The sequence below is a fragment of the Pseudomonas mercuritolerans genome (assembly GCF_025706525.1).
In the GTDB taxonomy this organism is placed as follows: Bacteria; Pseudomonadota; Gammaproteobacteria; order Pseudomonadales; family Pseudomonadaceae; genus Aquipseudomonas; species Aquipseudomonas mercuritolerans.
This window is the reverse complement of the sequence record NZ_JAMSHA010000002.1, coordinates 466,484-480,072: the sequence shown is the minus strand read 5'-3', so window position 1 is coordinate 480,072 and position 13,589 is coordinate 466,484. Positions and strand designations below refer to the sequence as shown.

14 protein-coding genes are annotated in these 13,589 nt (G+C 60.8%); 3 read left to right on the top strand and 11 right to left on the bottom strand.

Annotation, left to right across the window (positions count from 1 at the left end; genetic code table 11):
* Positions 1-11 precede the first annotated feature (11 nt).
* The 5 genes from recG to exbB form a co-directional block, all read right to left on the bottom strand.
* The gene (gene recG, locus ND528_RS07005; protein ID WP_263469967.1) at positions 12-2,087 is read right to left on the bottom strand and encodes an ATP-dependent DNA helicase RecG; all 2,076 of its coding nucleotides are present in this window, start codon (positions 2,085-2,087) and stop codon (positions 12-14) included.
* Between the two features lie 9 nt (positions 2,088-2,096).
* On the bottom strand, positions 2,097-3,026 hold the full coding sequence (locus ND528_RS07000; protein WP_016772533.1) for a hydrogen peroxide-inducible genes activator: 930 nt from the start codon (positions 3,024-3,026) through the stop codon (positions 2,097-2,099).
* Between the two features lie 215 nt (positions 3,027-3,241).
* Positions 3,242-3,988: a TonB family protein gene (locus ND528_RS06995; RefSeq protein WP_042608108.1), complete on the bottom strand. Its 747-nt coding sequence runs from the start codon at positions 3,986-3,988 to the stop codon at positions 3,242-3,244.
* Positions 3,985-4,413, bottom strand: coding sequence for a TonB system transport protein ExbD (gene exbD, locus ND528_RS06990; RefSeq protein ID WP_016772535.1), 429 nt, complete (start codon positions 4,411-4,413; stop codon positions 3,985-3,987). The genes ND528_RS06995 and exbD overlap by 4 nt, the downstream gene beginning before the upstream one ends.
* Positions 4,414-4,419: 6 nt before the next feature.
* Positions 4,420-5,373, bottom strand: coding sequence for a tonB-system energizer ExbB (gene exbB, locus ND528_RS06985; RefSeq protein ID WP_024014803.1), 954 nt, complete (start codon positions 5,371-5,373; stop codon positions 4,420-4,422).
* 188 nt (positions 5,374-5,561) lie between these two features.
* Here exbB and ND528_RS06980 point away from each other — a divergent pair, with 188 nt between their 5' ends.
* Complete coding sequence (locus ND528_RS06980) at positions 5,562-6,419, top strand: SDR family oxidoreductase (protein WP_125927417.1); 858 nt, start codon at positions 5,562-5,564, stop codon at positions 6,417-6,419.
* Between the two features lie 140 nt (positions 6,420-6,559).
* On the opposite strand, the gene ND528_RS06975 is transcribed toward ND528_RS06980, so the two are convergent.
* From ND528_RS06975 to ND528_RS06950, 6 genes are all read right to left on the bottom strand, one after another.
* Positions 6,560-7,300, bottom strand: coding sequence for a hypothetical protein (locus ND528_RS06975; protein ID WP_263469966.1), 741 nt, complete (start codon positions 7,298-7,300; stop codon positions 6,560-6,562).
* A 65-nt stretch (positions 7,301-7,365) separates the two neighbouring features.
* Positions 7,366-7,746 carry a RidA family protein gene (locus ND528_RS06970; protein ID WP_014340863.1) on the bottom strand — a complete coding sequence of 127 codons (381 nt, stop codon included), beginning with the start codon at positions 7,744-7,746 and terminating at the stop codon, positions 7,366-7,368.
* Positions 7,747-7,770: 24 nt separating this feature from the next.
* Positions 7,771-9,876, bottom strand: coding sequence for a bifunctional GTP diphosphokinase/guanosine-3',5'-bis pyrophosphate 3'-pyrophosphohydrolase (spoT, locus tag ND528_RS06965; RefSeq protein WP_007920338.1), 2,106 nt, complete (start codon positions 9,874-9,876; stop codon positions 7,771-7,773).
* Between the two features lie 57 nt (positions 9,877-9,933).
* A complete protein-coding gene (gene rpoZ, locus ND528_RS06960; protein WP_008030604.1) occupies positions 9,934-10,197 on the bottom strand; it encodes a DNA-directed RNA polymerase subunit omega in 264 nt (87 codons plus the stop codon).
* 168 nt (positions 10,198-10,365) lie between these two features.
* Positions 10,366-10,986, bottom strand: coding sequence for a guanylate kinase (gmk, locus tag ND528_RS06955; protein ID WP_039757364.1), 621 nt, complete (start codon positions 10,984-10,986; stop codon positions 10,366-10,368).
* 12 nt (positions 10,987-10,998) lie between these two features.
* Positions 10,999-11,862 (bottom strand): YicC/YloC family endoribonuclease, encoded by an 864-nt coding sequence (locus ND528_RS06950; protein WP_263469965.1) that lies wholly within the window; start codon positions 11,860-11,862, stop codon positions 10,999-11,001.
* Between the two features lie 268 nt (positions 11,863-12,130).
* Between ND528_RS06950 and rph the strand changes: the two genes are divergently transcribed.
* Positions 12,131-12,853: a ribonuclease PH gene (gene rph / locus ND528_RS06945; RefSeq protein WP_027610407.1), complete on the top strand. Its 723-nt coding sequence runs from the start codon at positions 12,131-12,133 to the stop codon at positions 12,851-12,853.
* 25 nt (positions 12,854-12,878) lie between these two features.
* A complete protein-coding gene (locus tag ND528_RS06940) occupies positions 12,879-13,247 on the top strand; it encodes a DUF4870 domain-containing protein (RefSeq protein WP_016772541.1) in 369 nt (122 codons plus the stop codon).
* Positions 13,248-13,589 lie beyond the last annotated feature (342 nt).

The following is a 13,589-nucleotide window of genomic DNA, read 5'->3' as shown; positions in this document are numbered from 1 at the left end:
TGCGACGGTGCTCACACTTGGCCGTATTGCTGCCCATGCCGCAGCCAACGGTCGAGCAATGGGCTGACGTGGGTCGGCCAGCGTTCCAGCAAAGCCTGGGCGGCATCGCGCACGGCGGGCAGCAGGTCGGCGTCGCGCATCAGGTCGGCGACCTTGAATTGCAGCAAGCCAGTCTGGCGGGTGCCGAGCATTTCCCCGGGGCCGCGCAGTTCGAGGTCTTTTTCGGCGATGACGAAACCGTCGTTGGTCTCGCGCATGATGCCCAAACGCTGACGGCCGATCTGCGACAGCGGCGGATGGTAGAGCAGCACGCAATGGCTGGCCGCGCTGCCCCGACCAACACGACCGCGCAACTGGTGCAGTTGCGCGAGGCCGAGGCGCTCGGGATTTTCAATGATCATCAGGCTGGCGTTGGGCACGTCGACACCGACTTCGATCACCGTGGTGGCGACCAGCAGTTGCAGGTTGCCGGCCTTGAACTCGGCCATCACTGCAGCTTTTTCAACCGGCTTCATGCGCCCGTGAATCAGCCCGACTTTCAATTCGCCGAGGGCGGCGGTGAGGTCTTCGAACGTGGTTTCGGCGGCCTGGCAAGTCAGCTCTTCGGATTCTTCAATCAGCGTGCACACCCAATACGCCTGACGCCCTTCGGCACAGGCGCTGCGTACTCGCTCGATGACTTCGACGCGGCGGGTGTCGGTGACCAACACGGTGTTGACCGGCGTTCGCCCGGGCGGCAGTTCATCGAGGATCGAGGTGTCGAGATCGGCGTAGGCACTCATCGCCAGCGTCCGTGGAATCGGCGTGGCGGTCATGATCAGTTGGTGCGGGCACATGCGCCCGCCGACGCCTTTCTGCCGCAATGCCAGACGCTGTTGCACGCCGAAGCGGTGCTGTTCGTCGATGATCACCAGCGCAAGGTTCTTGAACTGCACTTCGTCCTGAAACAGCGCGTGGGTGCCGACCACCATCGGCGTGCCGCTGGCGATCTGCTCCAGTGCGGCTGCGCGATTCTTGCCCTTGAGCTTGCCGGCCAGCCACGCGACTTCAATGCCCAGCGGTTCGAGCCAGCGCTTGAAGGTGATGAAGTGCTGTTCGGCGAGGATCTCGGTCGGTGCCATCAGCGCTACCTGATAACCGGCCTCCAGCGCTTGCAGCGCAGCGAGGGCGGCGACCACGGTTTTCCCCGCGCCAACGTCACCCTGAATCAGGCGCAGCATTGGTTCGTGCTGGCTGAGGTCGTAGGCGATTTCGTTGCCGACTCGCTGTTGTGCGCCGGTGGGGTTGAAGCCGAGGTTTTTCAGGTATTTCGGTGGCAGCCTGGTGGCTTTCGGCATCGCTGGTGCGCGCAGTGAACGCATGCTTTCGCGCAGACGCTGTTGCGACAGTTGATGCGTCAGTAATTCTTCAAAGGCCAGGCGATGCTGCGCCCAGTGATGACCGAGGGCGAGTTCGTCGACATCGGCATCGGCGGGCGGGTTGTGCAGGTAGCGGATCGCGTCGGCCAGCGGCGCCAGTTGATAGTCGCGGGCGAGTTCGGTCGGCAGCCAGTCGGGCAGGGTGCTCGGCTTGAGCAGTGTCAGGGTCTGCATGCACAACTGGCGCAGGCGCTGCTGGGTCAGGCCTTCGGTGAGCGGATAGATCGGGGTCAGGGTTTCGTCCACTGGCGGTGGTTCATCACCGGTGATCGCGCGGTATTCCGGATGATAGATTTCCAGGCCTGAGGCGCCGGGCCGGGCTTCACCGTAGCAGCGAACCCGCGTGCCACGCTTGAGCCCTTCCTTCTGCGCGTTGCTGAAATGGTAGAAACGCAGACTCAGGCCGCCGGTACCGTCCTGCAAGCGCACGACCAGACTGCGACGGCGACCCATGACCACATCGGCGCCGCTGACGGTGCCTTCAACCACGGCGTCCTGTCCCGGTCGCAATGCACCGATCGGCACCACGCGGGTGCGATCCTGATAACGCAGCGGCAGGTGGAACAGCACGTCCTGCAGATTCTCGAGGCCGACCTTGGCCAGTTTCTCGGCCATGGCCTCGCCGACACCCTTGAGTGCCGTCACCGACACTTGCGACAGCTCCTTCATGACGCTCGCTTAACCGGCCGTAACCGGCGCCGTTGGCTTGGCCACCGAGCACAGGCGAATGGAATCGGCGAGGATCTCGATGGCTTTCGGCCGTGGGAAGCTGGCGCGCCAGGCGATCGCCACGGTGCGGAACGGCACCGGCGCGGTCAGTGGGCGCACTTCAATCACGCCCGGGGCGTAGTGATGGCTGTCCACTGCCGACAATGGCAGGATCGAGATGCCCAAGCCGGAGGCGACCATGTGGCGAATGGTTTCCAGCGAGCTGGATTCCACCGTGGTGTGCTTGGCGCCGTCGTTGCCCTTGGTCAGCGTCGGGCAGGCCTCGAGCACCTGATCGCGGAAGCAGTGGCCTTCACCGAGCAACAGCAGGCTCTTGTCGTTGAGCAGGCCGGCGTCGATGGATTCTTTCTTGGTCCACGGGTGCTGGGCCGGCATCAGGACGTAGAACGGCTCGTCGTACAGCGGCAGGGTCAGCACGTCGGCTTCGTTGAACGGCAGGGCGATGATGATGGCGTCGAGTTCGCCGTTGCGCAGTTTGTCGCGCAGCACGTGGGTAAAGTTTTCTTCGATGTACAACGGCATCTGCGGGGCAACCCGGTGCAGTTGTGGAATCAGGTGCGGGAACAGGTACGGGCCGACGGTGTAGATGGCGCCGACTTTCAGCGGTGCGGTCAGCTGGTTCTTGCCGGCCTGGGCCAGTTCGCGAATGCCTTGGGCTTGTTCGAGGACTTTTTGTGCCTGGGCGACGATGCCTTCGCCGACCGGGGTCAGGCGCACGGCGCTTTTGCTGCGCTCGAAAATCAGCACACCGAGTTCGTCTTCAAGTTTCTTCACGCCCACCGACAGCGTCGGCTGACTGACGTGGCAACGCTCGGCGGCATGGCCGAAATGCTGCTCTTGGGCGAGTGTGACGATGTAGCGTAATTCTGTGAGGGTCATAGCAAGCGTCCATGAAGATGCGCGCCAAGCATACCGGCTGCAATCGATAGACGCACGTTATCAGACTGCGGGCTGAGTGCGACACCGGTCGAGGTCGGTTTGCCGCTCGTTAATAAGGCGAAAAGCAAAAGATCGCAGCCTTCGGCAGCTCCTACAGTTGGAAATGCGATTCCCTGTAGGAGCTGCCGAAGGCTGCGATCTTTTGCTCTGGCTGTTTAGCGGCGACGTTCGAGCGAATAAACAAACGGCGCAACAATTTCGATCGAGCCGTTGTTGAGCATGTCGGCCGGCGGCTTGGGCAGTGGTTGCGCGCGGCGGATCATGTCCAGGGTGGCCCGGTCCAGATCAGCGTTGCCAGAGCGGCCCACCAGTTCGAACGACAGTACATTACCTTCGCCATCGACCACGAAGCGCAGACGATTCAAACCTTCCTTGCCACGCGACTGTGCACTCTGCGGGTACTTTTTGTACTTCTGCAAATGCGCGAGCAGGGTGCCTTGCCAACTGGCCTTGGCCGCCAGTTGCGCTGGCGACGGGCCCGGTGCCGGCTGGGCGGATTTCTCCGTCGGTGCCTGGGTCGGCTGGGTATCGGCCGGTTTCTCCTCGGAAGGTTTTTCCTTCGGCGGCTCGGGCAGCTTTTTCTCGACCGGCTTCGGCGGTTTTGGCTTGGGTTTCGGCTTGGGTTTGGGTACCGCGATTTCCGCTTTCGGTGCTTCAGCCAGTTTCGGGATCGGCAACTCTTCCACCGGAGCCGGTGGCTGCGGCGGCGTGACGACTTTCGGCGGAGCCGGCGGTGGCGGGGCGGGCAACGGGGCCAGCTCGACCATCATTGCCTGCGGCGGCAATTCGATGGGCGGGCGGGCAGTCCAGTTCAGCGCCAGCGCGATGGCCAGCGCATGCACGCCCAGCACCACGGCCAGGCTACCGCTGTAACGCGTCAGCTTATGGCGCGTCGTGATCATTTCTTGGCTGCCGTCTCAAGTCCGACCAGACCAACCTTCAGGTAACCGGCGGCGCGCAGGCTGTCCATCACGCTCATCAGGTCGCCGTAATCCACGCCTTTGTCGGCCTGGAAGAAGATGGTGGTGTCTTTCTTGCCCTGGGTCTTGGCGTCGAGGGTGGCGCCGAGGGTTTCGGCTTTCACTTCGTCGTCACCGAGGAACAGGCGCTGGTCAGCTTTGACACTGAGGAACACCGGTTTCTCTGGCCTCGGCGCCGGTTTGGCGGTCGAGGCGGGCAGGTCGACTTTGATGTCCACGGTGGCCAGCGGCGCGGCCACCATGAAGATGATCAACAGCACCAGCATCACGTCGATGAACGGCGTGACGTTGATTTCGTGGTTCTCGGCCAGATCGTCGTCTGCGCCTTCTTTCAAATGCAGGCCCATGGCCGATTACCCCACTTTAACCATGTGCGGCTGCGAGCTGCGCTCAGGCTGGTGGTCGAGATCGCGGCTGACCAGCAGCAGGACTTCTGCCGAGGCATCGGAGACCTGCGCCTTGTAACCGGCGATGGAGCGGGCGAAGACGTTGTAGATCACCACCGCAGGAATCGCCGCAACCAGACCAAGTGCAGTGGCCAGCAGTGCTTCAGCAATACCGGGCGCTACGACAGCAAGGTTGGTGGTCTGGGTTTTGGCGATGCCGATGAACGAGTTCATGATGCCCCACACGGTACCGAACAGACCTACGAACGGTGCGGTTGAACCGATGGTGGCAAGGACGCCGGTGCCGCTGCTCATGTTGCGACCGCAGGCTGCTACGAGGCGCTCGAGGCGGAAGCTGACGCGTTCCTTGATACCTTCTTTCTCGCGGCTGTTGACCGACAGGCGCATCTCTTCGAGCGCGTCATGCACCAGCAGGTTGGCGAGGGTGCCTTCTTTACCAGCGGTGGCGCTGGCTTCCTTGAGGGTGGTGGCTTTTTTCAGTGCGGCAATTTCGCCACGCAGACGACGCTTGGCGCCCATCAGCTCGAAGCCTTTGGCGATCCAGATGGTCCAGGTGATGATCGAAGCGATGGCCAGACCGATCATCACGATTTTCACGATGATGTCGGCGTTCTGGTACATGCCCCACGGCGACAGGTCGTGGGCCATGCCCAGGGTGTTGTCGGCTTCGAGGACTTCAGGTGCGTCGGCCGCATCGACAGCCTGCACCGGATCGGTGGCGGCCGGTGCAGCCGGAGCGGCAGCGGGTGCGCTCTGCTCGGTGGCGGCTGGGGTGGCGGGCGCTTGAGCGTCGGCGAAGGCGGCGGTCGGTGCCAGCATCAGGCTGAGCAACAGAGCCGCGACAGCGCTCCAGGCGCGAGGTCGAGTGGTTGGCGAAGCGGGAGTTTGATTACGTGTCATGCTGGCCGGACCTGAGATAGAAAAACGTTGTTGCTCTTCCAGGCCTCGTGAGGCCGAGAACAAAAGTGGCGTGCATTATTGCAAGTAATTCTTGTTAACAAAAGTAATAGAGTAACTTTTTTTCCTTCATTGCTAGCCGTTCGTCCTGTGCCAGAGCTAGTCTGTGCCTTTCCGATGGGAGTTTTCTGATGTCCGCGCCTTCTGTTTTGATTGCCGGTTGTGGTGATGTCGGCAGTCGTCTGGCCACGCAATTGCTGGCGGCTGGCTGGCAAGTCCATGGCCTGCGCCGCGACGTTTCCAAGCTGCCGGAGGGGGTCATCGGCGTCGCCGGCGATCTGTTCAACGAAGAATGCCCGGCGACCTGGCCGGTGGGTGCCGTGGATTATCTGGTGTATTGCGCTGCGGCCACCGACCACGATGAAGAGGGCTACCGCAAGGCCTACGTGCAAGGCTTGCAGAACGTGCTGAGCTGGCTGGACGACTATGGGCAAGTGCCTGAGCGGCTGATCTTCGTGTCGAGCAGCAGCGTGTACGGCCAGCAGGATGGAGCATGGGTGGATGAGACCTCCGAGACTGTCGCGGCCGGATATTCAGGTCGCTTGATGCTCGAAGCCGAGCAGGTCGCGCTCAATAGCGGCATCCCGGCAAGTGTGCTGCGCCTGACCGGCATTTACGGCCCGGGCCGCGAGTGGCTGCTGACTCAGGTGCGTCGCGGGTATCGCGTGGCTACGGAGCCACCGCTGTATGGCAATCGTATTCATGCCGATGATGCAGCGGGGCTGCTGGCGTTCTTGCTGGAAAAAGACCGTGAGGGGGTCAAGCTGGACCAGCTCTATATCGGTGTGGATGACGCGCCAGCGCCGTTGGCCGAAGTGGTGGGCTGGTTGCGCGAGTACCTGGGCGTGACTGAATGGGCCGAAGACGCCAGCGTGCGGCGCACTGGCAGCAAGCGTTGCAGCAATGCGCGGGCGAAAGCGTTGGGGTGGGTGCCGAAGTATTCGAGTTATCGCGAAGGCTATGCAGCGATTCTTGAAGGTAAGTGCTGAGTTTTAAGCAACACAAAAACCACTGTGGGAGCGAGCCTGCTCGCGAATGCGGTATGTCAGTCATTATCAGTTTGACTGACCCACCGCGTTCGCGAGCAGGCTCGCTCCCACATTTGATCTTCTGAGATTTCGGAGGCAGGTTACTGCTTCTCCAGCAACCACTTGCGCTCACCTGCGGCAAACTGCGGTTGCTCATCCGCCAGCGCAGCGTTGACTGCCTGCAGAATCTCCAGCTCCTTGCCCTTGCGCACAAAGATCCAGTTATTACCTTGGCCATTGAGTTGCAGCCACATGCTGTCGTTGCCGTTGCTCATGGACGCGCAATCGCCCGCCAGACACAAGGCATAACGGTCAACGCCCGGCAGCCCGGTTACCTTGCCGTCGGCCTGGAACTGCACGGTACCGCCTTCACCCTGGCCGGTTGCGATGGTCCAGTTACCGCCCAGATACGCTGAATACAGCGCGCGTTCGAAGCTGGCGCCGATTGGCGCGCCTTCGGGCACCGGGATCTGTGCGCGATCGAAGACTTGTTCTGGTTCATTGTCGCTGGCAGCTTGTTGCAGGCGCCCGCCATCGCGTTTCAGTTCACTGGCGGAGCTGCCGTAGAAGTCGACTTTCCAGGCGCCGGACTCTTCGCCCAGCAGCCGTCCTTCGACGTTCTCAAAACCGTTGGTGTAGCGGGCCTGACCGGCCTTGGTGTTGACGTCCCATTCCAGATTCGGGCCGTAAGCCTGCAGCGCTTCACGCAGGGGACCGCCCTTGGCGGCGGCATCGATCGCCACCTGATTGATCCAGGTGCCGCTGATGTCACGGTCGGCAGGGTCGCTGGCGCAGCCGCCGAGAAACAGGGCGAGCAGCGAGAGAGCTAGCGCTTTGCGCATGGTGGAATCCTTTCAAAACCTTTTCTTGCGGCAGTCGGCGCGGCGTGGAGGCCGCGCCGTGCGCATCACTCGATGACCAGAATGGCATCCATTTCAACCTGCGCACCCTTCGGCAGGGCGGCCACGCCAATGGCGGCGCGGGCAGGGTATGGCTGGTCGAAGTACTTGCCCATGATCTCGTTGACCTTGGCGAAGTGGCTCAGATCGGTGAGGAAGATGTTCAGTTTGACGATGTCCTTGAACGAACCGCCGGCGGCTTCGGCCACGGCTTTGAGGTTCTCGAAGACCTGGACGGTCTGGGCTTCGAAGCCTTCGACCAGTTCCATGGTTTTCGGGTCCAGAGGAATCTGGCCCGACATGTAAACGGTGTTGCCTGCCTTGATCGCCTGGGAGTAAGTGCCGATGGCGGCCGGGGCCTTGTCGCTGGTGATGACGGTTTTGGTCATGTAGGACTCCTTGTAATAGGCAGGTTATGCGCGCATGCGGGTGATGCGGATCACCCCGGTCAAGGCGCGCAGTTTCTTGATCACGCGGGCCAGGTGCACACGATCGTGGACGCTGACCACCAACTGCACGACGCTGATACGACCATCGCGTTCGTCCATGCTGATTTTCTCGATGTTGCCGTCGGCCGCGTTGACGCTGCTGGCCAGCAGGGCGATCAGGCCACGCTGGTGTTCCAGCTCGACGCGCAGCTCGACGTTGAATTCGCCGGTGACATCCTTGGCCCACGAGAGCTGGATGCATTTTTCCGGGTTGTGCCTGATTTCGCTGATGTTGCGGCAGTTGTCCAGGTGCACGACCATGCCTTTGCCCGCCGACAGGTGCCCGACAATCGGGTCGCCGGGGATCGGCGTGCAGCACTTGGCGTAACTGAGCACCAGGCCTTCGGTGCCGCGAATCGCCAGCGGGCCTTCCGGGCTCGGCAGTTGTTCGCCTTCGCCAAGCAGGCGGCGGGCGACCACGTAGGCCATGCGATTGCCTAAGCCAATGTCTTCGAGCAGGTCTTCGATCAGTTCGAGACGGTATTCGGTAAGCATCGCTTTGACGCGCTCGGCCGGAATCTTTTCCAGCGAGCTGTCGAAACCGTTGAGGACCTTGTTCAGCAGACGTTCGCCGAGACTGATGGACTCCGAACGGCGTTGCAGTTTCAACGCATGACGAATGTGCGTGCGCGCCTTGCCGGTAACGACGAAGTTGAGCCACGCCGGATTTGGCCGTGCGCCGGGGGCGCTGACGATCTCGACCGTGGAGCCGCTTTGCAGCGGTTCGGACAGCGGCGCGAGACGACGATTGATCCGGCAGGCGATGCAGCTGTTGCCGACATCGGTGTGTACCGCGTAGGCAAAGTCGACCGCCGTGGAGCCTTTCGGCAGCTCCATGATCCGGCCTTTTGGCGTGAACACGTAGACCTCGTCCGGAAACAGGTCGATTTTCACGCTCTCGATGAATTCCAGCGAGTTGCCGGCGCGTTGCTGCATTTCCAGCACGCCTTTGACCCACTGGCGGGCGCGGGCGTGAGTGCCTTTCGGCTGCTCGTCGCCGCTGGATTTGTACAGCCAATGCGCGGCGATGCCGTTGTTGGCCATCTCTTCCATTTCGCGGGTGCGGATCTGGATCTCGATCGGTACACCGTGCATGCCGAACAGCGTGGTATGCAGCGACTGGTAGCCGTTGGCCTTGGGGATCGCGATGTAATCCTTGAAGCGTCCTGGCAACGGCTTGTACAAATTATGCACAGCACCCAGCACGCGGTAGCAGGTATCGACCTTGTCGACGATGATCCGGAACGCATAGACGTCCATGATCTCGTTGAAGGCCCGACGCTTGCCGCGCATTTTCTTGTAGATGCCGTAGAGGTGTTTCTGGCGACCGCTGACTTCACCCTGGATGCCGTCAATGGCGAGGCAATGGCCGAGGGACTCTTCGATCTTGTTGACGATTTCCTTGCGGTTGCCCCGGGCGCGTTTGACCGCCTGGTAGATTCGCGCGGAACGCATCGGGTGCATTGCCTTGAAACCTAGGTCTTCGAACTCGATGCGGATCGCGTGCATGCCCAGCCGGTTGGCGATGGGTGCGTAGATCTCGAGGGTTTCCTTGGCGATGCGTCGGCGCTTTTCGCCGGACAGCACTTCCAGCGTGCGCATGTTGTGCAGACGGTCGGCGAGTTTTACCAGGATCACCCGGATGTCGCGCGCCATGGCCATGGCCATTTTCTGGAAGTTTTCCGCCTGGGCTTCGGCCTTGGTCTCGAAATTCATCTGGGTCAGTTTGCTGACCCCGTCGACCAGTTCGGCCACGGTTTCACCGAACTGCGCTTGCAGCGCTTCCTTGGCGATACCGGTGTCTTCGATCACGTCATGCAGCATCGCGGCCATCAGGCTCTGATGGTCCATGTGCATGTCGGCAAGAATATTGGCCACGGCAAGAGGATGCGTGACGTACGCCTCGCCGCTGCGACGGCGTTGACCGTCATGGGCTTGTTCGGCGTAGAAATACGCTCGGCGGACCAGGTTGACCTGGTCGTTGCCGAGGTAGGTCGATAAGCGATCGGCGAGGGCGTCTATGCTCGGCATGATGATTCCTGCCGAAAGCTGTGACCCCGCGCCGTGCTACGTCGACCAGGCATAGGCTTAGACGGCCTCGTTCGACTCGTCCTCGAACGCTGCGAACAGCGGTTCATCCTGGACGATTTCCTGCTCGGCGATGAACTCGTAGCTCATCAGGCCTTCAGCAATTTCACGCAGCGCGACAACGGTCGGCTTGTCGTTTTCCCACTGCACCAATGGCTCTTTGCCGCCGGTGGCCAGTTGACGGGCACGCTTGGTAGAGAGCATGACCAGCTCAAAGCGGTTTTCCACGTGTTCTAGGCAGTCTTCAACGGTTACGCGGGCCATGGTATTCCTCGGAGCGAATGCAATATGCGCGCTGCCCGGTTGGGCGAGCGGACTGAGCAGTTTAAAAAATCACCAGCGATTAGGGAAGCGCTGATTTTTTGACCAGACCCTTCAACGCGCTGCAAGCACCAATGTAAAGCGCTTGCAGGCATTTTGGGAAGTGCTGATTTAGCCGAGCAATTCAGCCAGCAATTTGCCGAAACGCACTTGCTGGCGTTTCTGTTGCAGCTGATTGGCGCGGAAAATCGCTTTCAGATCGTCCAGCGCGTGGGCGAAATCGTCGTTGATGATCAGGTAATCGTAATCGACGTAATGGCTCATCTCGCTGACCGCTTCGCGCATGCGGCCGTCGATGATCTCGTCGCTGTCCTGGCCGCGGTTGGTCAGGCGCTGGTGCAGGGCTTGCAGCGATGGCGGCAGGATGAAGATCGAGCGCGCTTGCGGCATCAGCTTGCGCACTTGCTCGGCGCCTTGCCAGTCGATTTCCAGAATCAGGTCGTGACCTTCGTCCAGGGTCTGTTGCAAACGGCTTTGCGAGGTGCCGTAGAAGTTGCCGAAGACTTCGGCGCGTTCAAGGAAGTCGCCGTGCTCGCCCATCTTCACGAACTCTTCGCGGGTCACGAAATGGTAGTTCACGCCATCCACTTCGCCCGGGCGCATGGCGCGGGTGGTGTGCGAAACGGAAACGCGAATCTCCGGATCGGCGTCGGTCAACGCCTTGACCAGGCTGCTCTTGCCCGCGCCCGATGGCGCGGAAATGATGTACAGGGTGCCGGTGTGTTGGGTCATGTCAGGGTAGCCTTACTCAATATTCTGCACTTGTTCGCGCATCTGCTCGATCAACACTTTGAGGTTGACGGCGGCCTGGGTGCTGCGCGGGTCGAAGGCTTTGGAGCCCAGTGTGTTGGCTTCGCGGTTGAGCTCCTGCATCAGGAAGTCCAGACGCCGCCCGGCGGCACCACCGGACTTGAGCACCCGGCGAACTTCGATGATGTGGGTGCTCAGGCGATCCAGTTCTTCGGCCACGTCGCTTTTTTGCGCGAGGATGACCATTTCCTGTTCCAGACGCTGCGGGTCGAGCTCGGCCTTCATGTCGGCAAAGCGGTCGAGGACTTTCTGGCGCTGGGTGGCGAGCATCTGCGGCACCAGTTCTCGCAGGGTCACCACGTCTTCTTCGATGGAAGTCAGGCGGTCGTTGATCAAGCGAGCCAGCTCCGCGCCTTCGCGCTCGCGGCCAGCCTTCAAGTCCTTCAAGCCCTGATTGAACAGCGCCAGCGCTTCGGCGTTCAGCGCTTGCGGGTCGGACGCATCGGCTACCAGCACGCCGGGCCAGGCCAGCACTTCCAGCGGATTCAGCGCGGCGGGATTCTTGATCAGCCCGGCAACGGTTTCCGCGGCGGCCACTAGTTGCGCGGCGCGCTCGCGGTCCACTTGCAGCTGTTTGCCGGTGCTTTCTTCGGTGAAGCGCAGCGTGCATTCCAGTTTGCCCCGCGACAGGCCCTGACGCAGTGCTTCACGTACGGCGCCTTCGAGGTCGCGAAACGATTCGGGCAAGCGCAGGTGCGGTTCCAGATAGCGGCTGTTGACCGAGCGCAGCTCCCAGCTCAGGGTGCCCTGAACGCCGGCTTTCTCGACGCGGGCGAAGGCGGTCATGCTGTGCACCATGGCGGTGACCTCGCAATGCAGATCGGCGCGAAACGTTGTTTCGCAGGCGCGATTTCAATGAATTTAAGCCGACTGGCAGCAAAGGCGCAGGATTGTAGCGCAGTGCGGCGAATGCGCCCAAACACACGGTGTGACAAAGCGCTGCAGCCCGTCGGTTATGCGTGCTTGAGGGGCTTCGGTCGTCGGCCGGCGGTTTTAACCAGTGCCCTCTCGCGGTGCGGCGCTCTATAATGCTCCGCAGTTTTCCGTCCTCAGTACAGGTATCCCTATGAAACGTCCAAGTGGTCGCGCTGCCGATCAGCTCCGCTCGATCCGCATCACCCGCAACTACACCAAACACGCCGAGGGATCCGTACTGGTCGAATTCGGTGATACCAAAGTCATTTGCACCGTCAGCGTCGAAAACGGCGTACCGCGCTTCCTCAAAGGCCAGGGCCAGGGCTGGTTGACTGCCGAGTACGGCATGCTGCCGCGCGCCACCGGCGAGCGTAACCAGCGTGAAGCCAGCCGTGGCAAGCAGGGCGGTCGTACTCTGGAAATCCAGCGCCTGATCGGCCGTTCCCTGCGCGCAGCGCTGGACATGTCCAAGCTCGGCGACGTGACCCTGTATGTCGATTGCGACGTGATCCAGGCCGATGGCGGTACTCGCACCGCGTCCATCACCGGCGCCATGGTTGCGCTGGTCGATGCCTTGAAAGTGATCAAGAAGCGCGGCGGCCTGAAAGGCGGTGACCCGCTCAAGCAGATGATCGGTGCGGTCTCGGTGGGCATGTACCAGGGCGAGCCGGTGCTGGATCTGGACTATCTTGAAGATTCCGCAGCTGAAACCGATCTGAACGTGGTGATGACCAGCACCGGTGGTTTCATCGAAGTGCAGGGCACCGCCGAGGGCGCCCCTTTCCAGCCTGAAGATTTGAATGCCATGCTGGAACTGGCGAAGAAAGGCATGAACGAGATCTTCGAACTGCAGAAGGCTGCACTGGCCGACTGAGGTTCTTGACCAAAAGGAGGACGTGATGAGTGACGAGCAAGAGTTGCTGCCCAAACCGAGCCAGGAGGTTCGCCAATGGGCGATGTTCTGTCACTTGTCCGCCTTGCTGGGGATCTGGATTCCCTTCGGCAATCTGATCGGGCCGCTGATCCTTTGGCAGATGAAACGCGAGAAGGACCCGTTCATCGATGCGCAGGGTAAAGAGGCGCTGAATTTTCAGATCACGGTGGCGATAGCCTCAATGATCTGCTTCCTGCTCATGCTGCTGATCATTGGTTTCTTCCTGTTTGGCTTGCTGGCGATAGCGGCACTGGTCCTGACGATCATTGCAGGTGTGAAAGCCAACGAAGGTTTTCCTTACAGATATCCGTTCACTTGGCGACTGATCAAGTGAAAGTCTGTTGTATCGCAATATGAAAATGCCCCGACTTATCGGGGCATTTTTATTTGTGCAACCTAATAATTGGTTTTTGTTGTAGGACTAGTCTGTTAACGATGTGCGGTTTGGCATTTATTTGCTGATATTCGTCTATTACATGTTTGGTCACAACTGATCGATCCAGTGCTTATTCCCGTTCTTGTTATTGGCGCGAACGGGTTGTTAAAGTTGCCCAATGTAATGTTTCGATTGAAACATTCCGATATGTTCAAGCCATCGATGGCACTTGAATTCCCCAGTAATCAGTGTTGAGAAAATCAGCCGGTTCACCCGTCGAGCCCAGGTAAACGCTCGCCT

Excerpts from the sequence above, each read along its gene's own strand:
- recG (WP_263469967.1), bottom strand. The coding sequence starts at position 2,087 with ATGAAGGAGCTGTCGCAAGTGTCGGTGACGGCACTCAAGGGTGTCGGC.
- ND528_RS07000 (WP_016772533.1), bottom strand. The coding sequence starts at position 3,026 with ATGACCCTCACAGAATTACGCTACATCGTCACACTCGCCCAAGAGCAG.
- ND528_RS06995 (WP_042608108.1), bottom strand. The coding sequence starts at position 3,988 with ATGATCACGACGCGCCATAAGCTGACGCGTTACAGCGGTAGCCTGGCC.
- exbD (WP_016772535.1), bottom strand. The coding sequence starts at position 4,413 with ATGGGCCTGCATTTGAAAGAAGGCGCAGACGACGATCTGGCCGAGAAC.
- exbB (WP_024014803.1), bottom strand. The coding sequence starts at position 5,373 with ATGACACGTAATCAAACTCCCGCTTCGCCAACCACTCGACCTCGCGCC.
- ND528_RS06980 (WP_125927417.1), top strand. The coding sequence starts at position 5,562 with ATGTCCGCGCCTTCTGTTTTGATTGCCGGTTGTGGTGATGTCGGCAGT.
- ND528_RS06975 (WP_263469966.1), bottom strand. The coding sequence starts at position 7,300 with ATGCGCAAAGCGCTAGCTCTCTCGCTGCTCGCCCTGTTTCTCGGCGGC.
- ND528_RS06970 (WP_014340863.1), bottom strand. The coding sequence starts at position 7,746 with ATGACCAAAACCGTCATCACCAGCGACAAGGCCCCGGCCGCCATCGGC.
- spoT (WP_007920338.1), bottom strand. The coding sequence starts at position 9,876 with ATGCCGAGCATAGACGCCCTCGCCGATCGCTTATCGACCTACCTCGGC.
- rpoZ (WP_008030604.1), bottom strand. The coding sequence starts at position 10,197 with ATGGCCCGCGTAACCGTTGAAGACTGCCTAGAACACGTGGAAAACCGC.
- gmk (WP_039757364.1), bottom strand. The coding sequence starts at position 10,986 with ATGACCCAACACACCGGCACCCTGTACATCATTTCCGCGCCATCGGGC.
- ND528_RS06950 (WP_263469965.1), bottom strand. The coding sequence starts at position 11,862 with ATGGTGCACAGCATGACCGCCTTCGCCCGCGTCGAGAAAGCCGGCGTT.
- rph (WP_027610407.1), top strand. The coding sequence starts at position 12,131 with ATGAAACGTCCAAGTGGTCGCGCTGCCGATCAGCTCCGCTCGATCCGC.
- ND528_RS06940 (WP_016772541.1), top strand. The coding sequence starts at position 12,879 with ATGAGTGACGAGCAAGAGTTGCTGCCCAAACCGAGCCAGGAGGTTCGC.